Source organism: Brevundimonas sp., assembly GCF_052436175.1.
Taxonomy (GTDB): Bacteria; Pseudomonadota; Alphaproteobacteria; order Caulobacterales; family Caulobacteraceae; genus Brevundimonas.
The window spans coordinates 1-19,812 of the sequence record NZ_JBQVNM010000034.1; the positions used below are offsets into that span (position 1 = coordinate 1).

General features: G+C 69.5%; 23 protein-coding genes. 5 read left to right on the forward strand and 18 right to left on the reverse strand.

Features of this window, described 5'->3' with window-relative positions:
* Nucleotides 1-220 precede the first annotated feature (220 nt).
* From ACT6QK_RS09175 to ACT6QK_RS09185, 3 genes are all read right to left on the reverse strand, one after another.
* Nucleotides 221-1,141: a dienelactone hydrolase family protein gene (locus ACT6QK_RS09175; protein WP_444597526.1), complete on the reverse strand. Its 921-nt coding sequence runs from the start codon at nucleotides 1,139-1,141 to the stop codon at nucleotides 221-223.
* 64 nt (nucleotides 1,142-1,205) lie between these two features.
* Entirely contained in the window at nucleotides 1,206-1,847 is a 642-nt protein-coding gene (locus tag ACT6QK_RS09180; protein WP_444597527.1) for an alpha-ketoglutarate-dependent dioxygenase AlkB, read from the reverse strand.
* Nucleotides 1,848-1,890: 43 nt separating this feature from the next.
* On the reverse strand, nucleotides 1,891-2,349 hold the full coding sequence (locus tag ACT6QK_RS09185) for a hypothetical protein (RefSeq protein WP_444597528.1): 459 nt from the start codon (nucleotides 2,347-2,349) through the stop codon (nucleotides 1,891-1,893).
* Between the two features lie 345 nt (nucleotides 2,350-2,694).
* On the opposite strand from ACT6QK_RS09185, the gene dnaK reads away from it, so the two are divergent.
* From dnaK to ACT6QK_RS09205, 4 genes are all read left to right on the forward strand, one after another.
* Nucleotides 2,695-4,596 (forward strand): molecular chaperone DnaK, encoded by a 1,902-nt coding sequence (gene dnaK / locus ACT6QK_RS09190; RefSeq protein ID WP_444597529.1) that lies wholly within the window; start codon nucleotides 2,695-2,697, stop codon nucleotides 4,594-4,596.
* Between the two features lie 172 nt (nucleotides 4,597-4,768).
* Nucleotides 4,769-5,965 (forward strand): molecular chaperone DnaJ, encoded by a 1,197-nt coding sequence (dnaJ, locus tag ACT6QK_RS09195; RefSeq protein ID WP_444597530.1) that lies wholly within the window; start codon nucleotides 4,769-4,771, stop codon nucleotides 5,963-5,965.
* A 22-nt stretch (nucleotides 5,966-5,987) separates the two neighbouring features.
* Nucleotides 5,988-6,737 carry a 4-hydroxy-tetrahydrodipicolinate reductase gene (gene dapB, locus ACT6QK_RS09200; protein WP_444597531.1) on the forward strand — a complete coding sequence of 250 codons (750 nt, stop codon included), beginning with the start codon at nucleotides 5,988-5,990 and terminating at the stop codon, nucleotides 6,735-6,737.
* The gene (locus tag ACT6QK_RS09205) at nucleotides 6,734-7,687 is read left to right on the forward strand and encodes a DMT family transporter (RefSeq protein ID WP_444597532.1); all 954 of its coding nucleotides are present in this window, start codon (nucleotides 6,734-6,736) and stop codon (nucleotides 7,685-7,687) included. The genes dapB and ACT6QK_RS09205 overlap by 4 nt, the downstream gene beginning before the upstream one ends.
* Here the strand turns inward: ACT6QK_RS09205 and dut are convergent.
* Both dut and coaBC read right to left on the reverse strand, forming a co-directional pair.
* Nucleotides 7,684-8,133: a dUTP diphosphatase gene (gene dut / locus ACT6QK_RS09210; protein WP_444597533.1), complete on the reverse strand. Its 450-nt coding sequence runs from the start codon at nucleotides 8,131-8,133 to the stop codon at nucleotides 7,684-7,686. The two genes, ACT6QK_RS09205 and dut, sit on opposite strands and share 4 nt — an antisense overlap.
* Before the next feature lie 7 nt (nucleotides 8,134-8,140).
* Nucleotides 8,141-9,367 carry a bifunctional phosphopantothenoylcysteine decarboxylase/phosphopantothenate--cysteine ligase CoaBC gene (coaBC, locus tag ACT6QK_RS09215; protein WP_444597534.1) on the reverse strand — a complete coding sequence of 409 codons (1,227 nt, stop codon included), beginning with the start codon at nucleotides 9,365-9,367 and terminating at the stop codon, nucleotides 8,141-8,143.
* Between the two features lie 124 nt (nucleotides 9,368-9,491).
* On the opposite strand from coaBC, the gene ACT6QK_RS09220 reads away from it, so the two are divergent.
* Nucleotides 9,492-10,013, forward strand: coding sequence for an S-type pyocin family protein (locus ACT6QK_RS09220; protein WP_444597535.1), 522 nt, complete (start codon nucleotides 9,492-9,494; stop codon nucleotides 10,011-10,013).
* Nucleotides 10,014-10,033: 20 nt separating this feature from the next.
* Here ACT6QK_RS09220 and ACT6QK_RS09225 read toward each other — a convergent pair whose 3' ends face one another.
* The 13 genes from ACT6QK_RS09225 to ACT6QK_RS09285 all read right to left on the reverse strand — a co-directional run bounded on the left by ACT6QK_RS09225 (nucleotide 10,034) and on the right by ACT6QK_RS09285 (nucleotide 19,735).
* A complete protein-coding gene (locus ACT6QK_RS09225; RefSeq protein ID WP_444597536.1) occupies nucleotides 10,034-10,453 on the reverse strand; it encodes a helix-turn-helix domain-containing protein in 420 nt (139 codons plus the stop codon).
* Between the two features lie 202 nt (nucleotides 10,454-10,655).
* Nucleotides 10,656-11,105 (reverse strand): helix-turn-helix domain-containing protein, encoded by a 450-nt coding sequence (locus ACT6QK_RS09230; RefSeq protein ID WP_444597537.1) that lies wholly within the window; start codon nucleotides 11,103-11,105, stop codon nucleotides 10,656-10,658.
* Nucleotides 11,102-12,709: an apolipoprotein N-acyltransferase gene (gene lnt / locus ACT6QK_RS09235; protein WP_444597538.1), complete on the reverse strand. Its 1,608-nt coding sequence runs from the start codon at nucleotides 12,707-12,709 to the stop codon at nucleotides 11,102-11,104. Before lnt ends, ACT6QK_RS09230 begins: the two co-directional genes overlap by 4 nt.
* On the reverse strand, nucleotides 12,699-13,157 hold the full coding sequence (gene ybeY, locus ACT6QK_RS09240) for an rRNA maturation RNase YbeY (RefSeq protein ID WP_444597539.1): 459 nt from the start codon (nucleotides 13,155-13,157) through the stop codon (nucleotides 12,699-12,701). The genes lnt and ybeY overlap by 11 nt, the downstream gene beginning before the upstream one ends.
* The gene (locus ACT6QK_RS09245) at nucleotides 13,154-14,155 is read right to left on the reverse strand and encodes a PhoH family protein (protein ID WP_444597540.1); all 1,002 of its coding nucleotides are present in this window, start codon (nucleotides 14,153-14,155) and stop codon (nucleotides 13,154-13,156) included. Before ACT6QK_RS09245 ends, ybeY begins: the two co-directional genes overlap by 4 nt.
* Nucleotides 14,145-15,566: a tRNA (N6-isopentenyl adenosine(37)-C2)-methylthiotransferase MiaB gene (miaB, locus tag ACT6QK_RS09250; protein WP_444597541.1), complete on the reverse strand. Its 1,422-nt coding sequence runs from the start codon at nucleotides 15,564-15,566 to the stop codon at nucleotides 14,145-14,147. The genes ACT6QK_RS09245 and miaB overlap by 11 nt, the downstream gene beginning before the upstream one ends.
* 69 nt (nucleotides 15,567-15,635) lie before the next feature.
* Nucleotides 15,636-16,118, reverse strand: coding sequence for a Fur family transcriptional regulator (locus ACT6QK_RS09255; RefSeq protein ID WP_444597542.1), 483 nt, complete (start codon nucleotides 16,116-16,118; stop codon nucleotides 15,636-15,638).
* 47 nt (nucleotides 16,119-16,165) lie between these two features.
* On the reverse strand, nucleotides 16,166-16,642 hold the full coding sequence (rimI, locus tag ACT6QK_RS09260) for a ribosomal protein S18-alanine N-acetyltransferase (RefSeq protein WP_444597543.1): 477 nt from the start codon (nucleotides 16,640-16,642) through the stop codon (nucleotides 16,166-16,168).
* Nucleotides 16,639-17,307: a tRNA (adenosine(37)-N6)-threonylcarbamoyltransferase complex dimerization subunit type 1 TsaB gene (gene tsaB / locus ACT6QK_RS09265; RefSeq protein WP_444597544.1), complete on the reverse strand. Its 669-nt coding sequence runs from the start codon at nucleotides 17,305-17,307 to the stop codon at nucleotides 16,639-16,641. Before tsaB ends, rimI begins: the two co-directional genes overlap by 4 nt.
* Nucleotides 17,308-17,329: 22 nt before the next feature.
* Nucleotides 17,330-17,692 carry a helix-turn-helix domain-containing protein gene (locus ACT6QK_RS09270; protein ID WP_444597545.1) on the reverse strand — a complete coding sequence of 121 codons (363 nt, stop codon included), beginning with the start codon at nucleotides 17,690-17,692 and terminating at the stop codon, nucleotides 17,330-17,332.
* A 72-nt stretch (nucleotides 17,693-17,764) separates the two neighbouring features.
* Complete coding sequence (locus ACT6QK_RS09275; RefSeq protein ID WP_444597546.1) at nucleotides 17,765-18,397, reverse strand: helix-turn-helix transcriptional regulator; 633 nt, start codon at nucleotides 18,395-18,397, stop codon at nucleotides 17,765-17,767.
* Nucleotides 18,398-18,462: 65 nt separating this feature from the next.
* Nucleotides 18,463-19,020 (reverse strand): NifU family protein, encoded by a 558-nt coding sequence (locus ACT6QK_RS09280; RefSeq protein ID WP_444597547.1) that lies wholly within the window; start codon nucleotides 19,018-19,020, stop codon nucleotides 18,463-18,465.
* A gap of 247 nt (nucleotides 19,021-19,267) precedes the next feature.
* Nucleotides 19,268-19,735, reverse strand: a complete 468-nt coding sequence (locus tag ACT6QK_RS09285; protein WP_444597548.1) for a universal stress protein — start codon at nucleotides 19,733-19,735, stop codon at nucleotides 19,268-19,270.
* Between the last annotated feature and the right edge of the window lie 77 nt (nucleotides 19,736-19,812).

Sequence of the window (19,812 nt, forward strand, 5' to 3'; positions counted from 1 at the left end):
GTGTGGGCGGGGGGGGTGGGGGGGGGGGGGGGGGGGGCGGTGGCGGGGGGGGTGGGGGGGGGGGTGGGGGAGGCGGTGGGGTCACCGGCGGCGTGGTCGCTCCGCCTCCTCCACCGCCTCCCCCGCCGCCGCAAGCGGCCAGGGGCATGAACAGAAGCGCGGCCCCAAGGGCCAGAAGGCGGACACTACGCACCACAAATCCCTCCCAGATACGGTGAGCCTAAGCCTTCAGGCGCGTCTCGAACAAGCTGAGCAGGCGGGACCAGCCGTCGGCGGCGTCGGGGGCGCTGTAGCTGGCGCGGTAGTCGGCGTGGAAGCCGTGCTGGGCGCCGGGATAGACGTGAATGCTGCTGGCGCTCGCCGCCGGGGTTCCTGCCGCCGCCAGGGCCGATTTCATCGCCTCCACGGCGGTCAGGGGAATGCCCTGGTCCTTCTCGCCATACAGACCCAGCACCGGCGCCTTGAGGTTGCGGGCCAGATCGACGGGCCAGGGGGCTCCGGCGGCCGTCTGTTCCGGCGTGGCCGTGGGCGAGGGCGCCAGCTGGCCGTACCAGGCCACGCCGACGTCTATGGCCGGGAAGCGGGCGCAGGCCTGCCAGACGACCTTGCCGCCCCAGCAGAAGCCGGTGATGCCGACCTTCTGGTCATTGGCCCAGAGCTGCCCGCCGGCCCAGTCCAGGGTCGCGGCGATGTCGCCCATGACCTGTTCGTACTTGGCGGCGCCGACAATTTCGCGGATGCGCGACATCTGTTCCATCGTCAGGGGGGCCGGATCGGCCACCCGCACGAAGAAGGCCGGGGCGACAGCCGCATAGCCGGCCTTGGCCAGCCGGCGGCAGACATCCTGGATATAGGCGTGGATGCCGAAGATCTCCGACGCCACGATCACCACCGGAAAGGGCCCGTCGCCGGCGGGGCGGGCGACATAGGCCGGCAAATCGAACCCGTCCGGCGCCGGATAGGTCACGTCGGCGACCTCGATCCCCGCCGTGTCTGTGACCACCGGCTGGGCCGATTGGGCCAGGGCGGCCGTGGCGTACTGGGTGAAGAACAGGCCCCCCGCCGCCGCCGTGGCCAGGGAACGGCGCGACAGGTTCAGGTCGCCGGGGGCGTTGCCTTCGGGGCGGGTCAGGACGGTCATCGAACTCTCCACAATCGGTCGAACGGATGGGCCGACACTGGCCCGGCCCGGGACCGTCGTCGAGTCACGATCCCGAGGCTCCCGTTCCGGGCCCCGCGCGGCGCAGGGTGAGATTGATACGTCCGCCGCCCGGGATCAGACCGGAGGACCCGGCCAGAATCCGGTCGATCCCGTGCCGCGCCAGTCTCGCCGGCCCCGTCAGGGCGCAGATGTCGCCGCTGGCCAGCTTGACCGCCCGACCCCTTACGCCCTCCGCCGGCGCCACGCGAAACACCGCCGTGTCGCCCAGGGAGATCGACAGGACCGGCGCCGTCAGGTCCGCCTCGTCGCGATCCTGATGCAGCCCCATCCTGGCCTCGCCCCGATAGAGGTTGACCAGACAGGCGTCCGGCGGCTCCGGCCAGCCGGTCAGGTCGCCCCACAGGTCGATCAGCCGTTCAGGCATCGGCGGCCAGGCGGCGCCGGTCTCCGGATGCGTCGCCTGATAGCGATAACCGCCCCGGTCCGAGACCCAGCCCAGCGGCCCCAGATTGCTCATCCGCACCGAGAAAGGCCGCCCGCCCGGCGTCACCGGCCGATAGAGGGGCGCGGTCTCCAGCACCGCCGTGACCTGTTCGACCAACCCGGCCTGCTCCGGGGTCGACAGGCCGCCGGGCCACAGCCGGAACCCGGCCATTCCAGTGTCGATCTCGTGGAAGCGGCGCATCCGGCCAGTCTAGGCCGGCGAGACGTTCGCTCAAGCGCCGCTGTCAGCGGGTGAAATAGTAGTCGGCGATATGGCAGACGTTGACCCCCTGCCGGATCAGGGTGTGGCTGTTGGCGAACTCCGCCCGGAAATCGAAGACGCAGGCGCCGGAGCCGTCGTCCAGGTCCAGGGCCCAACTGCCCCCCGACGCCAGAGCCTCGACGCCCAGCAGATTGGACTCGCGCGCGCTCGACCGGGCGGCGAGGGCGTAGAACCGCGTCATGGTCCATCCGGTCTGATTATGGACCCTCACCCGCCGGTTATGCGCGTCGCGCGCCCGCACGGACCCCGCCGCCGCTCGCACGACGACGGATCCGGCCGCCCCGGCCTCGCGCGGCGCGGGGCCGATCCCCCCGATCATCAGGGCCAGGCCGATGGCGACAGGGACGGCGACGCGGCGGAAAAGGACCCCGGGAGGCAAGGCGCGGGAAGGGGGGCGACGCATAAGGGAACGGGAAATCATGCGACATCTCCGGCGAGCCGTTCGGGACGCCGGGCGTCCGCATGACCCCAGACTAGGCCCAGGATCGTCCCGGCGCGCCTGACGCGGCCTGACAGCCGCAGCCGGACCTTGCGAATCCCCGCCCTGATTCGCGTTCAGCCCTTGCGGCCCCCCCTGACATTCCCATATCCGCTCGCAGCCGGAGAAACCCCGAAACCACTGGGGCTTTTGTCCGGAAAACATCCACCGGTCCGGCGGCGAACCCCATCGCCGGGTCAAGACTTCAAAAAACGGGGGCGGTCACGCGCGGCGCTTCGCTCTATAAGGCCGCCGCATCGCCCGCCAGACGGAGAGACTGTAAAGCATATGGCCAAGATCATCGGCATCGACCTCGGCACGACCAATTCGTGCGTCGCGGTCATGGAAGGCAAGAACCCCAAGGTCATCGAGAACGCCGAGGGCAATCGCACGACCCCGTCGGTCGTCGCCATCCAGGACGGCGGCGAGACCCTGGTGGGCCAGCCGGCCAAACGCCAGGCGGTCACCAACCCGGCCAACACCTTCTTCGCGATCAAGCGCCTGATCGGCCGCAACTTCGACGATCCCGTCGTCGCGAAGGACAAGGGGATGGTCCCCTATGAGATCGTCAAGGGTCCGAACGGCGACGCCTGGGTGCGCGCCAACGGCAAGGACTATTCCCCCCAGCAGATCTCGGCCTTCACCCTGACCAAGATGAAGGAGGCCGCGGAGGCCTACCTCGGCGAGAAGGTCACCCAGGCCGTCATCACGGTTCCCGCCTACTTCAACGACTCCCAGCGTCAGGCCACCAAGGACGCCGGCAAGATCGCCGGACTTGAAGTCCTGCGCATCATCAACGAGCCGACCGCGGCGGCCCTGGCCTATGGCCTGGACAAGAACGACGGCCAGAAGATCGCGGTCTATGACCTGGGCGGCGGCACCTTCGACGTGTCGATCCTGGAGATCGGCGACGGCGTGTTCGAGGTGAAGTCGACCAACGGCGACACCTTCCTGGGCGGCGAGGACTTCGACGTGCGTCTGGCCGACTATCTGGCCGACGAGTTCAAGAAGGAGCAGGGCGTCGACCTGCGGAACGACAAGCTGGCCCTGCAACGCCTGCGCGAAGAGGCCGAGAAGGCCAAGAAAGAGCTGAGCTCCACGACCTCCTACGAGGTCAACCTGCCGTTCATCACCATGAACGCCTCGGGCCCTCTGCACCTGAACATCAAGCTGTCGCGCGCCAAGTTGGAAGCCCTGGTCGACGACCTGATCACCCGTACGATCGAGCCGTGCCAAAAGGCCCTCAAGGACGCGGGCCTCAAGGCCTCGGACATCGACGAAGTGGTGCTGGTCGGCGGCATGACCCGCATGCCGGCCGTGCAGGAAGCCGTGAAGAAGTTCTTCGGCAAGGAGCCGCACAAGGGCGTGAACCCTGACGAAGTCGTCGCGCTCGGCGCCGCCGTTCAGGCCGGTGTCCTGCAGGGCGACGTCAAGGACGTGCTGCTGCTGGACGTGACCCCGCTGACCCTCGGCATCGAGACCCTGAACGGCGTCTTCACCCCCCTGATCGAGCGCAACACGACCATCCCGACCAAGAAGAGCCAGGTCTTCTCCACCGCCGACGACAACCAGTCGGCCGTGACGATCCGCGTCTTCCAGGGCGAGCGCCCGATGGCGGCCGACAACAAGCTGCTGGGTCAATTCGACCTGGCGGGCATCCCGCCGGCCCCGCGCGGCGTGCCGCAGATCGAGGTCGCCTTCGACATCGACGCCAACGGCATCGTCCATGTGACGGCCAAGGACAAGGCCACGAACAAGGAACAGTCGATCCGCATCCAGGCCAACGGCGGCCTGTCGGACGCCGACATCGAGAAGATGGTCAAGGAAGCCGAGGCCAACGCCGAAGCCGACAAGGCCAAGAAGGAGCTGGTCGAAGCCCAGAACGCCGCCGACAGCCTGATCCACTCGACTGAAAAGGCCATGGCCGAGCACGGCGACAAGGTCGGGGCCGACGAGAAGGCCGCGATCGAGACCGGTCTGGCCGAGCTGAAGACCGCGCGCGACGGCACGGACCCCGAGGACATCCGGACCAAGACCAACACCCTGGTCCAGGCCTCGATGAAGCTGGGCGAGGCCATGTATGCGGCCCAGTCCGGTTCGGGCGACGACGCCACGGCCACCGCCGAAGACGGCGTGGTCGACGCCGAGTTCGAGGAAGTCTCGGACGAAGATCAGAAGAAAGACGCCTGATCGCCACAGGCGGCTGAAATCGAGCGGCCCCGCTGGTCTCATGACGAGCGGGGCCGTTTCGTGAGGTTGCATCATCGGACCCGTTCCCCATGTCGGGTGGGTCGGGCCTTTCCTTCCGCGTCCGGATAGAGACGGGATCGACGGGGCCAGGGATTCAGAGGACTGACGCCAGATGGCGCGTGACTATTACGAGGTTCTGGGCGTCGAAAGGACCATCGACGCCCCCGGTCTGAAAGCCGCCTATCGCAAGCTGGCCATGACCCATCACCCCGACCGCAACGGCGGCTCGGAAGAGTCGATGGCGAAGTTCAAGGAGATCTCCGAGGCCTATACGGTCCTGTCGGATGACCAGAAGCGCGCCGCCTATGACCGGTTCGGGCACGACGGCGTCAACGGCGGCGGGGCGGGCGGCTTCGGCGGCCAGGGTTTCCACGACGTCAACGACATCTTCTCCCAGGTCTTCGGCGACGCCTTCGGAGACGTCTTCGGCGGTGGCGGCCGTCAACGCCAGCAGGGGCCGCGCCGGGGTTCCGACCTGCGCTACGATCTCGAGATCACCCTGGAGCAGGCCTACAAGGGCGCGGACGTCGATATCTCCGTCCCCTCCACCGCCACCTGTGACACCTGTGACGGCTCGGGCGCCAAGCCGGGCGCCAAGGCCTCGACCTGCTCGACCTGCGCCGGCCAGGGCCGTGTGCGTCAGGCCAACGGCTTCTTCCAGGTCGAACGCACCTGCCCGACCTGCGGCGGCGCCGGATCGCGCATCGCCCCCGCCGACGTCTGCACCGCCTGCCACGGCCACGGACAGGTCAGGAAGACCCGCACCCTGAACCTCAAGGTGCCCGCGGGCGTCGACGACGGTTCGCGCATCCGCCTGACGGGCGAGGGCGACGCCGGCACGCGCGGCGGCCCGCGCGGCGACCTCTATGTCTTCCTCTCGGTCAGCCCGCACGAGCTGTTTGAACGCGACAACCTCGATCTTCTGGTCACCGTCCCCGTTCCCATGACCGTCGCGGCCCTGGGCGGCGAGATCGACGCCCCCTGCCTGGTGTCGGAGGCCTGCGACGGCCAGTGCAAGGCGCCCGTGTCCGTGCCCGCCGGCGCCCAGACCGGCAAGACCGTCCGCATCAAGGGCAAGGGCATGCCCCATCTGAACGGCCGCCAGCGCGGCGATCTGGTGGTCGAACTGTTCGTCGAGACCCCCACCGACCTGACCGCCCGCCAGAAGGAGTTGATGCAGGAGCTTGCCCTGTCCTTCGGCGAGAGCCAGAATCCCCGCAACACCAGCTTCGCCGGAAAGGCCCGGCGCTTCTGGGCCGATATTCTCGGCGAGGACGGGGGCAAGTCGCCCCGGGAGACCGCACAATGATCCGTACCCGGACCGGCCGCGCATGAGCGCCATCTTCCACGCCGGCATCTCCGGCGCCCGGGGGCGGATGGGCCGCGCGGTGGATCAGGTGCTGGATGCGCGTGACGACGTGGTGGTCGCCGCCCGCTTCGACTGGGGCGAAACCCCGGACCTCAGCCTGTGCGACGTGGTCATCGATTTCTCGACGCCCGAGGCCTCGGTCGCCCTGGCGAAACTGGCCGCCGAACGGGGCGGTCCGGCCCTGGTGATCGGCTCGACCGGCTTCACCGAGGAACAGGAAACCGAGATCCTCGCCGCCGCCGAAAACGTGGCCATCGTCCGCAGCGGCAACTTCTCCCTGGGCGTCAACATCCTGATCGGCCTGGTCGAGCATGCGGCCCAGAGGCTGGATCCGCGCGACTGGGACATCGAGGTCATCGAGGCCCACCACCGGCTCAAGGTCGACGCGCCGTCCGGCACGGCCCTGATGCTGGGCGAGGCCGCCGCCGACGGGCGTGGCGTCGATCTGTCCGAGGTCCGCCTGCCCCCCTATGACGGCATCACCGGCGAACGCGAACCCGGAAAGATCGGCTTCGCCTCGATCCGCGCCGGCGGCATCGTCGGCGACCATTCGGTCCTGTTCGCCTCCTCGGCCGAGACCCTGACCCTCAGCCATTCGGCCATCGACCGGTCCCTGTTCGCCAAGGGCGCCGTGGCCGCCGCCGCCTGGGTCCGCACCCGCCGCCCCGGCCTCTACGACATGCAGGACGTGCTCGGCTTCAGGCAGGCGTGAGCGCCGTAAGCCCATCCGCCGACCAGATCGGACGCGGCATCGCCCTGCGCCTCTGCGCGGCCGGCTCCTTTTCCGTGATGGCCGCCCTCCTGAAACTGTCCGCAGAGGATCAGGTCTCGGCGCCCGAGATGGTCTTCTACCGCGCCTTCTTCGGCCTGCCCGTCGTGGTGGCCTGGGTGCTGATCAGCCAGGGCGGCCTCCGGGGCGCGATCTGGGCGCTGAAGCCGAAAAACCCCTGGGCCCATGTCCTGCGCAGCGTGATCGGGGTCTCCTCCATCTTCTGCGTCTTCCAAGCCCTCAGCCTCCTGCCGCTGGCCGACGCGACCACCCTCAGCTTCACCGCCCCCATCTTCGCCACCATCCTGTCCTTCCTGTTGCTGAAGGAACAGGTCGGAATCCGGCGCTGGGCCGCCGTCGCCGTCGGCTTCCTCGGCGTCCTGATCGTGACCCGCCCGCTCGACAGCCTGTCGGGCGTCGCCGAACACGCCCTGCCCCTCGCCGGCGTCGCGGTCGGCCTGCTGGCCGCCGTCCTGACCGCCGGGGTGACCATCACCCTGCGCCAGCTCGGCCGCACCGAGCATGTCGCCGCCATCGTCTTCTGGTTCTTCGTGGCCTGTTCGACGGTCGGCGCCCTGACCCTGCCGGTCTTCGGCCGGATGCATGAGCCCCAGACCTTCGCCCTCCTGATCGGCGCCGGGGTGACGGGGGGCCTGGGTCAGCTCTTCATGACCAGTTCGCTGCAGAACGCTCCCGTCTCGGTCGTCGCCCCGTTCGACTATCTCCAGATCGTCGGCGCCGTCATTTTCGGCTGGTGGCTGCTGCACACGCCCCCGACCGTCAGCACCCTGACCGGCGCCGCCCTGATCGCCACAGGCGGCCTCTACACCGCCTGGCGCGAACACGTGCGGAGGCGACAGAGCCTGATCCAGCCGACCGCGCCGCCGGTCTAGCGGCCCGTCGAGCCGAAGCCGCCCGCGCCCCGCACCGTCTCATTGAGCGTCTCAACCTCGGCGATGACGGCCTGGGCATGTTGCGCGATCACCATCTGGGCGATGCGTTCGCCGCGGCGGATGACGAAGGGCTCCTGACCCAGGTTGGCGAGGATCACCCCCACCTCGCCGCGATAGTCGCTGTCGATGGTGCCCGGCGAGTTCAGGCAGGTGATCCCGTGCTTGAGCGCCAGCCCTGAACGCGGCCGCACCTGGGCCTCCCAGCCCGGCTCCAGCGCGATCTTCAGCCCCGTGGGCACCAGGGCCCGCGCCCCGGGCGCCAGGGTGACCGGCGCGTCCTCGGCCACGGCGGCGCGCAGGTCCATCCCGGCCGATCCCGTCGTCTCATAGGCCGGAAGCGCCAGACCCTCGGAATGGGGCAGGCGCTGGATGCGAAGCGTCGTCATGTCGGTCTCAGGCTTTCGTCAGATGGTCGGCGATGCGGGCGGCGAGCGCGCGGGCGATCTCGGCCTTGGACTGGCGCGGCCAGGTCTCGGCGCCCTCGCGGGTGACCAGCATGACGGTGTTTCCGTCCGAGCCGAACACGTCGTCGGACACGTCGTTGCCGACGATCCAGTCGCAGCCCTTGCGCGACAGTTTCGACCGGGCGTTGGTCTCCAGATCCGAGGTCTCGGCGGCGAAGCCGATCACCAGCGTCGGCCGGTTCGGGCCCGGCGCGGCCAGCCCCGCCAGAATGTCCGGGTTCTCGATCAGGGCCAGGGTCGGCGGCCCGCCCGGCCCTTTCTTGATCTTGCCCGAGGCCACCCCGTCCACCCGCCAGTCGGCCACGGCGGCGCTCAGCACCGCGACATCGGCGGGCAGGGCGGCGTGCGTCGCCCTCTGCATCTCCACGGCGCTCTCGACGTCGATGCGGGTCACGCCCACCGGAACCGCCAGGGCTGTCGGCCCGGACACCAGGGTCACCTCCGCGCCAAGATCGGCCAGGGCGGCGGCGATGGCGTAGCCCTGTTTGCCGCTGGACCGGTTGGTCAGACCCCGCACCGGATCGATGGCCTCGAAGGTCGGACCGGCGGTGACGACGGCACGCTTGCCGCTCAGCGGCCGCCCGTCCGGCCCGTCCAGAAGCCGGACGATGGCGTCCATAATCGCGGCGGGCTCGGCCATCCGTCCCGGCCCGTATTCGCCGCAGGCCATCTCTCCGTCATCGGGGCCCACCACCGCCATGCCGTGGAAGCCGTCGAAACCCTTGAGCCGTTCGACATTGGCCTGGACCGCCGGATGCAGCCACATCCGCACATTCATGGCCGGGGCCAGCAGGGTCTTCTTGTCGGTCGCGATCAGGGTCGTCGACGCCAGGTCGTCGGCCAGACCGTTGGCCGCCTTGGCGATCAACCCCGCCGTCGCGGGCGCCACCACGATCAGGTCGGCCCAGCGCGACAGTTCGATATGGCCCATCGAGGTCTCGTCCTCGGGCATGAATAGGGTCTGGCGCACCGGATGGCCGGTCAGGGCCGCCAGGGACAGGGGCGTCACGAACTCGGCCCCCGCCGCCGTCAGCACGGCCTGGACCTCGCCGCCGGCCTTGCGGATCAGCCGCACCAGCTCCAGCGCCTTGTAGGCCGCGATGCCGCCGCCCACGATCAGCAGGATTTTTCGGGACGTCAGGGGGGCTTGGGCCATGTCTTTCCCTACCCGCCCCGCGCCCGGCCGTCGACACGTTCAGATTGGTTAACAAAAGAACATTGCAGGAACATTCTATCCGTGCCTAACTGTGTTCACGGAACGCGACAGTGGGAGGGTCGAGATGACGAACCGGATGATCGTGGCCGCCATGGCGGCGGGTGTGGGACTGGGCCTGACCGCAGGATGCGACAACGGGCCGTCGGCGGTGCAGACGCGGGATCGGGCGGCGGTGGATGCGCCCCTGGCCGCCGTGGCCCTGACCGAGACAGCGCCGGTCGAGGCGGTCGAGACCGAACAGGCGGTCAAGACCGTCGTCACGGCCAACCGGCGAGAGACGGCCGACGCCAAGGTGACCCGCCTGTTCGAGCGCAACGGCGCGGCCTTCGGGGCGCGGACGGCCGACGACTATCTGGTCAAGCTCCAGGCCTTCACCCGCAACCCGCCCCGCGACGCCGATACGGCCAAACGGCCGAACGGCGACACCCTCTATTACCAGGCCTCGACCAACACCTTCGCCGTGGTGGCGCGTGACGGCACGCCGCGCACCATGTTCAAGCCGGATGACGGGCCGCGCTACTGGGCCGAACAGAAGTCGCGGGCCCCGACCTTCGGTCAGCGCCGTACCTCGTCGAACAGCGAATAGATGGGTGTGAACGCCGACGCTCAGGCGGCGGGTTCGTCCTGCTGCTTCTGCTCGACCATTTCGCGCAGCAGGTCGAGGGCCAGCTTCTGCTGGCGGCTGGACAGTTGCGGCGCCAGCCGGGCGATCTCGATCGAATAGCGGGTGGACGGATAGTCGTGATCGAAGGCCGGAGCGTCTTCGGCCACGCCCGCGGCGTTTGTCGCCAGACCCTGGAAGAAATAGCCGATGTCGACCTTGAAGAAGCGGGCGATGTCCCAGAGCTTGGAGGCCGAGATGCGGTTGGCGCCCTTCTCGTACTTCTGGATCTGCTGGAAGGTCAGGCCGAGCGCCCGGCCCAGATCGCTCTGGTTATAGCCCAGACCGATCCGCTTCTCGCTGACCCTGCGGCCGACATGCCGATCGACCGGATGCGGCCCGTCTTCTTTTACGCCCTTAGCCATTGGTCTTCGCCGTCCCCACGATCAGCTAGATCATTACAAAAGCCGCCGATCGGCGACACGCTCAACCCATGCCCGCCCGACCCAGGGCCACGGCGACGATGGATTTCCACCCGGGATGTCGCTGTGCAGAAAGCGATCCTTGGACGGAAACCCTGAACAACAGGCATGGTCCTTTTCGTATCATGCCCCATCTTTGTCAAAGCTAGACTTTTCTGAGGGTTTTCGAGCCGATGCCGCGCACCGCCGCCAGAGCCAGGGCGCGCTCCAGAGGCGTCAATCCCGCCGCCGCGTCGGTGATGGCGATCACCAGCGGATCATTCGGCATGGCGGTGAATGTCGCCTCGTCGCCTTCCCACACGCCCGCTGCGGCCGGGGCGACCAGATCGGTCGTCGCGGGCGGCCCCACCTCATCGGGCAGGCCCGCGAAGACGTCGTGGACCTCGATCCCATAGGCCCCGCAGAACTGCCACAGCCGCGACGCCGGGATCCGGTCGCCGCTCTCGACATTGCCCACGCTCTTGGCCGACACGCCCAGAGCGATCCCCACCTGTTCCTGAGTCAGTCCCATGGACTCGCGGATCTCGCGCAACCGCCGCCCGATCAGGACGTCGATGTGCCGCGTCTTCAGCAGGTCGTCGCGGGTCCGGCTCATGCGCCTCGCCTCCTGAACGACGCCCCGCCCGCGATCAGTCCGGCCAGAACCGCCAGACCGAACGGCAGGTCGCCGATCCGCCCATAGAGGGTCGGCGCCGTCGGCCGGGGCAACAGGACGTCGATCACCCCGCTTTCACCCGACCCCAGACTCTGACCCGGCAAGACCCGGCCCCAGGGATCGATCATGGCCGACACCCCCGTCGGCGTCGCCCGCGCCACCGGCAGGCCCGTCTCGATGGCGCGGTAGGACGCGAGGTTCAGATGCTGCAGCGGCCCCGACGTGGCCCCGAACCAGGCGTCGTTCGAGACATTGACGATCCAGTCCGGCCGCCCGACACCCCCGGGCGTGAACCCCGGATAGAGGCTCTCGTAGCAGATCAGGGGCTGGACCCGGGGCCGCCCCGGCAGGTCGATCGGCGCCGGCCTCGGCCCGGCCGAGAAGTCGGCGGGCATATGCACCAGACTGCGGACCCCGAGCGCGCTCATCAGTCCGCCCAAGGGCAGGTATTCCCCGAACGGCACCAGCCGGTGCTTGTCATAGACGGCCGCCACCCTCAGCCCCGCACCGCCCTCGTCGGCCAGGGCGAACAGACTGTTGAAATAGCGATCCTCGCCGCCTGGCGTGGGCTCGCCCCGCGCCAGTCCCATCAGCAGGATCTGTCCGGGCTGGAGCGCGGCCGAGATCGCCGCCGCCTCGGGCGCGCCCGCAGCGAAGACGGTGTTGGCGCTGGCCGGCAGGGCCCCCTCGGGCCAGACCACGATGTCCGGCCGACGCCCGGCCGGAGCCTGTGCGGTCAGGCCCACATAGCGATCCACGATCGACTGATAGGCTTCCGGCGTCCATTTCGACTCTTGCGCGATGTTGGCCTGGACCAGCCGCACCATCGTGTCGGTGTTCTCCACCCGGGCCGAGGCCAGACGACCCGCACCGAAGGCGAACAGGCCCGCCAGGACCGCGACCCCCGCCAGCGCCGTCCCGATCCGCACCCGCCGCGTCCCCGCCCCGAACACCGCGCCGAAGGCCGCAAAGGCCGCGACCGTGACGACGCTCAGGCCATAGACGCCGACCACCGAGGCGAACTGGGACATGGCCGATCCCGCCTTCCACGCCGCTCCTGCGGGGTTCCAAGGAAAGCCCGTCAGCACATGGCCGCGCAGCCATTCGAGCAGACAGAACAGGGCCGCGAACAACAGAACCCGCCGCACGCCGACCGGGGCGAACCGGCGATACAGGGCCGTCGCCGTTCCCCAGAACAGACCCAGCCCCGCCGGCAACAGGCTGGCGGCGAAGGGCGCCATCCAGGCCTGGGCCGGGTCGACCATGAAGGCCTCCGCCACCCACCAGCAGCCGATCAGGAAATAGGCGAAGCCCGCCAGCCACCCCATCCAGAAGGCGCCGCGCACGCTCGCTGACCGCTCGGCCAGCAGCATCAGCAGGGGATAGGCCAGCAGCCCCGGCAGGAACCCGAACGGCGGATGGGCCAAGGCCGCCCCGGCCCCGGCCGTCAGGGCCGCAGCGATCCGCGCCCAACGATTCGTGATCCAGCGGTTCGCCGCCCAGGATTTCGCGCTCCCCGGCGTCGTCACGGCCTCACCCGTCATGGGGCAGCTCATAGGGGTCGGAAATCCCGAGGCCCGCCAGAATGGTCCGCTCCTCGGCCTCCATCGCTTCCGCCTCGGCCTCGACCTCGTGGTCGCGACCCAGCAGGTGGAGCACCCCATGGACGACCAGATGGGTCAGGTGGCTGCGCAGGCTCTTGCCCTGATCCGCCGCCTCGGCCGCGCAGACGCCCCAGGCCAGGACGATGTCCCCCAGAGGCTGGGGGTCCGCCCCCGGCACCTCCGCCGCCGGGAACGACAGCACGTTTGTCGGCCGGTCCTTGCCCCGGAACCGGGCGTTCAGATCCCGCACCGTCCCGTCGTCGGTCAGCAGGATGACCACCCCGCCCGACGCGGTTCCCAGCGCCGCCACGGCCGCCCGCTCTACCACCGCCTCGACGTCGTCGACGGCGTCCGTCCAGTCCTCGGCCTCGACCTCGATCTCGATCATTGGGCCGGGTCTTCGAGGTCGGCGCCGGCCCGGTCCTGGGGCCTGCCCCGCGCGGAATCGGCGTCATAGGCGCGCACGATCCGCTCGACCATGGCGTGACGCACCACATCCTCGGCCGCGAACTCCAGCACCCCGACCCCCTTCACGTCACGCAGGATGCGCAGGGCGTGGGCCAGGCCGCTGTCGCGCGGGTTCAACAGGTCGATCTGCGACGGGTCGCCGGTGACCACCATCCGCGCCCCCTCCCCCAGCCGGGTCAGGACCATCTTCATCTGCAGGCGCGAGGTGTTCTGGGCCTCGTCCACGATGATGAAGGCGTGACTCAGGGTCCGGCCGCGCATGAAGGCGATGGGCGCCGCCTCGATCTCCCCCTTGTCGCGCCGCCGCTGCACGTCCTCGGCGCCCAAGATGTCGTTCAGCGCCTCCCAGATGGGCGCCAGATAGGGATCGACCTTCTCGTTCAGATCGCCGGGCAGGAAACCCAGCTTCTCCCCCGCCTCGACCGCCGGCCGGGTGATGACCAGCCGGTCCACCTGGCCCCGCCGCAACAGGGAGGCGCCATAGGCGGCGGCCAGGAAGGTCTTGCCCGTCCCCGCCGGCCCGACGCCGAAGGTCAGTTCGTGATTGGCCAGGGTCTCCAGATACCGGGCCTGGGCGTTGGTCTTGGGCACGATGGCGCCGCGCTTGCCGATCGGCAGGGCCATGGGGTCCACCGTCCGCCCGCCGCCCGAGACGCCCGTGCGGGCCACGGCGATGGTCGCGCGCACGTCGGCCTCATTGACCTGGGCGCCCTTGGCGACCCGTTCGGCCAGCTGGCTCACCACCTGTCTGGCATTGGCCCGGTCGCGCGCGCCGCCGTTGATCGACACCCCGCCGCCGGGCGCCTCGATCAGCACCTTGAAGGCGTCCTCGATCAGGGCGACGTGGCGGCTGGCCGGACCGATCACGGCCCGCAGCGCGTCGTCGTCAAGGGCCAAGAATTCGGATTCACGCGCCATGTAAGACTTTCTCGGAAGCGGCTGCGCCGACGGGTTCGACGAGGCGACCGCTCAGGGATTTCAGCCCGCCGGTCTCGATCTTCACCGGAACGATCCGGCCGATCAGTTGATCCGCGACCCCGTCCACATAGACCGGCTGCAGCCAGGGCGAGCGCCCCGTCACATGGCCGTCGAACTTGCCCTGCCGTTCGAACAGGACGGGAATGGTCATCCCCGCCCGGGATTCATTGAAGGCGGTCTGTTGCTCGAACAACAGGGTCTGGAGCGCCTGCAGCCGTTCGCGCGAGACCTCCGCCGGAACCTGGGCCCCCATGGTCGAGGCCGGGGTGCCCGGGCGCGGCGAATACATGAAGGAGAAGGCCGAGGCGTACCGGACCTTCCTGACCAGATCCATCGTGTCCTCGAAATCCCGATCGGTCTCGCCCGGGAAGCCGACGATGAAGTCGCCGGACATCGCCATGTCGGGCCGCGCCTCGCGGATACGCTCGACCAGGTCTAAATACTTCTGCCGCCCGTGCTTGCGGTTCATCAGTCGCAGGATGCGGTCCGACCCCGACTGCACCGGCAGATGCAGCCAGGGCATCAGCACGTCCAGATCGCGGTGCGCCTCGATCAGGTCGTCCGACATGTCGTTCGGGTGACTGGTCGTATAGCGGATGCGGTCCAGACCGGGGATTTCGGCCAGCAGATAGGCCAGCCGCGCCAGCGACGACGGCGTCCCGTCCGGCCCCTCGCCGTCATAGGCGTTGACGTTCTGGCCCAGCAAAGTGATTTCTCGAACCCCCTTGGCCGCCAGCTCCCGCGCCTCGGACAGGATGGCCGCCACCGGCCGCGACCATTCGGCGCCGCGCGTATAGGGCACCACGCAGAAGGTGCAGAACTTGTCGCAGCCCTCCTGCACCGTCAGGAAGGCGGTGAAGCCCTCCACCCCCCGCTCGGCCGGCAGGGCGTCGAACTTCTCATCGGGCGCGAAGTCGGCGCCGATCCGTTCGCCCCGCGCCCGCGCCGTGCGGGTCAGCAGTTCCGGCAGCTGGTGATAGGCCTGGGGTCCGACGACCAGATCGACCGCCGGCTGGCGCTTCATGATCTCCTCGCCCTCGGCCTGGGCGACGCACCCGGCCACGGCGATGGTCATGCCGCCCTGCCCCGCCGCCGCCTTGGCCTCCTTCAGCTCGCGCATCTTGCCGAGCTCGGAATAGACCTTCTCCGCCGCCTTCTCGCGGATATGGCAGGTGTTCAGGATGACGAAGTCGGCGCCCTCGGCCGTGTCGGTCGTGGCGTAACCCAGCGGACGCAGGACATCGGCCATGCGCTCACTGTCATAGACATTCATCTGACAGCCGTAGGTCTTGATGAACAGACGCTTGGGCGCGCCGGTCCCGGCCTTCGGCGGAACGAGGGTGTCGGTCATGGGCAGTTACCTAGTCGCCCGCCGCGCGTCGCGCGACATGAACCGTGGACGGATTCAGCCTGTCGGCGGTCAAATCTCGATCTTTTTCGGATCGATCCGCGCGGCGTGGCGGGTGAAGATCAACCCCTCGCGCTTGGCCGGTTCGGCCCCCTCGATGGCCTTGCCATAGAGTTCCAGCTTGTGGCCGACCAGTTCGAAGCCGAGGCGTTCGGCGATCTCGGTCTTCAGCCGCTCGATCTCGGCGTCGAAGAACTCAATGACCTCGCCGGTCCTGGTGTCGATCAGGTGGTCGTGGTGGTCGTCGCCCGCCTCCTCATAGCGGCTGCGTCCGTCGCCGAAGTCGTGCTTCTCCACCACCCCCGCCTCCTCGAACAGGCGCACGGTGCGATAGACGGTGGCGATGGAGATATGGGGGTCGATCGCGGAGGCGCGACGGTACAGCTCCTCCACGTCCGGGTGGTCCTCTGCATTGGACAGAACCCGCGCGATGACGCGCCGCTGTTCGGTCATGCGCATGCCGCGCTCGGCGCAGAGTTTTTCGATCCGGTCCATGGTTGGACAGAATAGGCGGCGGATCAGTTCGAGGGAAGACGCCCTTTTCAGTCTTCCGTCGGGGCCAGTTCCAGATCAGGGGCCAGATCGAGGGCCAGAACCAGCGCGTCCATCGCCCGGCCTTCGGGCCGCGCATAATAGGCTCGACGTCGGCCGATCTCGACGAAGCCGGTGCGGCCGTACAGGGCCCGGGCCGCGACATTGTCCTCGGCCACCTCGAGAAAGAGCCGGGTCGCGCCGCGTCCGGTCGCCTCTGTCGCCGCCGCTTCGACCAGCCGCCGCCCCAGACCTCGTCGACGCGCATCGGGCGTCGTGGCCAGGGTCAGGATCTCGGCCTCGTCCGCGACCACGCGACACAGGATGAAGCCCGCCCCCTCGCGCCCAATCGCCACGGTCCCGGCCTGGGACAGAAGATCGCCCAGGGCCTCTGCGTCCCAGGGCGCGGCAAAGGCCGCCGAATGGAGGATCGCCAGCGCCTCGGCGTCCCCTAAACCGAGGGCGCGCAAGCCGGCGGCCTCGCTCATGCCTCGACCGGCTTCGTCCGCGCCTGTCCCGGCAGGCGGGTCGGGGGCGTGGCGTCCGGCGCGCGCAGATAAAGGGGTCGAGCCGGAGCCGTCGCCGGATCGGCGGCCAGGGTCAGGGCCGCCAGGGCCGCCGCCGTCGGCGTGACGAGGTCGAGAATCTCGGCCCCCGCCGGAGCGATCAGGGCCGCGCCGCCGCCGATCAGCCGCCACCCGGCCCCCGCGTTTCCCAGATGCAGACGCGCGGCCTCGACATCCCAGGGCGCGGGCTCTCCGTCCGGGGCGCCGTCGATGAAGGTCTGCAGATAGACCTGGCCCCGGCGGGCGTCGATCACGGCGGCGAGACGGCCGGAGGGATCCGGCGCCGAGGCCGCCAGGGCCTTAAGGGTCGAAATCCCGATCACCGGCCGGCCGAGGGCCGCGCCCAGACCCTGGGCGAAGGACAGTCCGACCCTCAGACCGGTGAAGGAGCCCGGTCCGACCGTCACCCCGATCCGGTCGATCCCGTCGAACCCGCCCGCTTCCTCCGCCGCATCGCGGACCAGAACGCCGATCCGCTCCTGATGCCCGCGCGCCATGGCTTCGGACCGTTCGGCCAGCGCCCGGCCGTCCTCGAACACGGCGGCGGTGCAGGCGTCCAGCGCGGTATCCATGACCAGCACCTTCATGCCGCCGCCCTCCGGGTCCGCGTCAGCCCCGCCCCAGGGCCTGGACGACGCAGACCAGGGCCAGACGCACGCCCTGATTCTCGATCGCGCGAAATGCCGTCGCCAGGGCCGTCAACTCGCCATGGACCCCCTCCTCCTCGATCTGCGCCTCCTGGAACACCGGCGGGCCGGGCAGGAACTGGCCGATGGGCGCGCCCAGCAGGGCGGCGATGCGGTTCAGGCGCGAGGCCGGCACCCGGTTGGCGCCGGATTCGTACTTCTGGATCTGCTGGAAGCTGAGGCCCAGCCTCCGGGCCAGGGCGTCCTGACTGAGACCCAGGGCTTGGCGGCGCGCGGCGATCCTTCGGCCGATATGGGCGTCCGCCTCGTCCGGCCTCCTCGACATCCCGGACATCCCCCCTCCGTCTTTCCGAAGAGAGTTTCATGAAACGATCCATAATGCAACTTTTTCGTTTCATCACGATTCCAGCCGGGCGACGACGGCCGCGACCCAGGCCACATCGCTGCGCGCCAGGGGCGTCGCGACCTCCAGCCCTCCGGGGCCGCCGCGCAGATACAGGGCCTCGCCGTCCGCATGGTCATAGATCCTCACCTGGCGCGACCCGTCGGCCAGCCCGATGACGCAGCCCTGGTCGCGACGCGGCCAGCGCCCGGGATCGTATTCCAGCGTCACGCCGGACCCGGCCCAGGGCGCCAGGTCGTCGGTGGACAGCTGCATTCGCTCGCGGCCGCCCGGACCAGACGCGGCCGGACCTGGACCGGCGGGTCCGGCCCGATAGGCGCGGCTCCCGGACGCCACCCCATCGGCGGGGGTGGCGACGGGCCCCGACGACGGGCTCCGGGCCAGGATGAGGGCCAGGTCTTCCGGCGAGGCGTCCAGAGCTCCGGTCAGGCGGCGCTGGACGTCGGGGCGGAACAGGCCGGGGCGACGCCCCGCCTCGTAGAGACCCCAACCCTGGCTGGTCATGCCGATGCGGGCGCCGGCCTCGGCCTGGCTGAGGCCCAGGGTCTTGCGGATCTGGGCCAGGGCGGCGCCCAGACGCTCCGCCTCATGCGAGGCCGTCCTGTCGGTCGGATCGGTCGGGATCATGGGGTCAGGATGCCGGGTTTCGACGCCCGGCTCCAGAGCCGATCCGTTTCATGAAACGGCCGACGTCAGATCACCTGCTCGACCCGGGTCACCTCGGGCACATAGTGGCGCATCATCTGCTCGACGCCCTGTTTCAGGGTGGCGGACGACGACGGGCAGCCGGCGCAGGCGCCGCGCATCCGCAGGCTCAGGACGCCGGTCTCCTCGTCGAAGGCGTCGAACAGGATGTCGCCCCCGTCCTGGGCCACGGCCGGGCGGATGCGGCTGTCGAGCAGCTGCTTGATCTCGGCCACGATCTCGCTGTCGTCGCCCTGATCCTCGGCCGCCACGCCAAGGTCGCGCAGCAGGGGCTGGCCGGAGGTGAAGGCGTCCATGATCGCGGCCAGGATCGGCGGCTTCATCTCGTTCCACTCGGGCCCCTGGGCTTCACGGGTCACCGAGATGTAGTCGGCGCCGAAGAAGACGCCGGTCACCCCCTCAAGCTCGAACAGGGCCTCGGCCAGGGGCGAGGCCGTCGCCTCGTCGATGGTGCGAAACTCGCGCGCCCCGGCCGGCGCGACGTCGCGCCCGGGCAGGAACTTCAGCACGGTCGGATTGGGCGTGGGTTCGGTCTGGATGAACATGGGGTGCAGATGCGCCCGGAGCGGCTCTGGTTCAAGTGCGCCGGTGTTTCTCCCTCCCCTTCATGGGGAGGGACGGCGAGCAAGGCGAGCCCGGGTGGGGAAGTCCGCCACCGCCGAGATCGCGGGGCGTCACACATCCCCACCCGGCTTCGGCTACGCCTCAGCCTCCCTCCCCATGATGGGGAGGGAGAGGCCCGCGCGCTCAAGTAGCGAGCGACCGCGTCGCGAGCGTTAGCGCAGGATCTGGCTATGCCAGATCCTCGATGTCCTGATCCGACAGCTCCCCCGGCACGATGGTCACGGGCAGCTTCCGCCCGCCAAAGGCTGCGCCCTGTTTCAGGACGGCGGACACCAGCGGCCCCGGCGACCGCCCTCCCCCGGCCGCGGCCAGAACCAGAATCTTGATCTCGGGATCCTGCCCCACGACCTTGCGGATCGCGGCGGTGGCGTCGCCCTCCTCGATGACGAAGACGGGTTCGGCGCTGGACCGTTCGATCACCTGTTCGCCCAGCCGGGCCAGAAGCAGCTCCGCCTCCGCCCTCTGCTGGCGCTGGATCTCCTCGCGCACCCCGGCCCAGTGTTCGTCCGAACTGTCCGGCGTCACGCGCAGCAGCACGACACGACCGCCGGTCGAGCGCGCCCGGCGCGAGGCGTAGCGAAGGGCGGCGTCGAACTCGGGGCTGTCATCGACGACGACGAGGAATTTTCTGGGCATGGCGACCTCAGCTTCTCCAGCCGTGCAGTTGAGCGCGTTTGAGGCGGAACGACAATCGCCGTCCCGCCTCCAGTCCG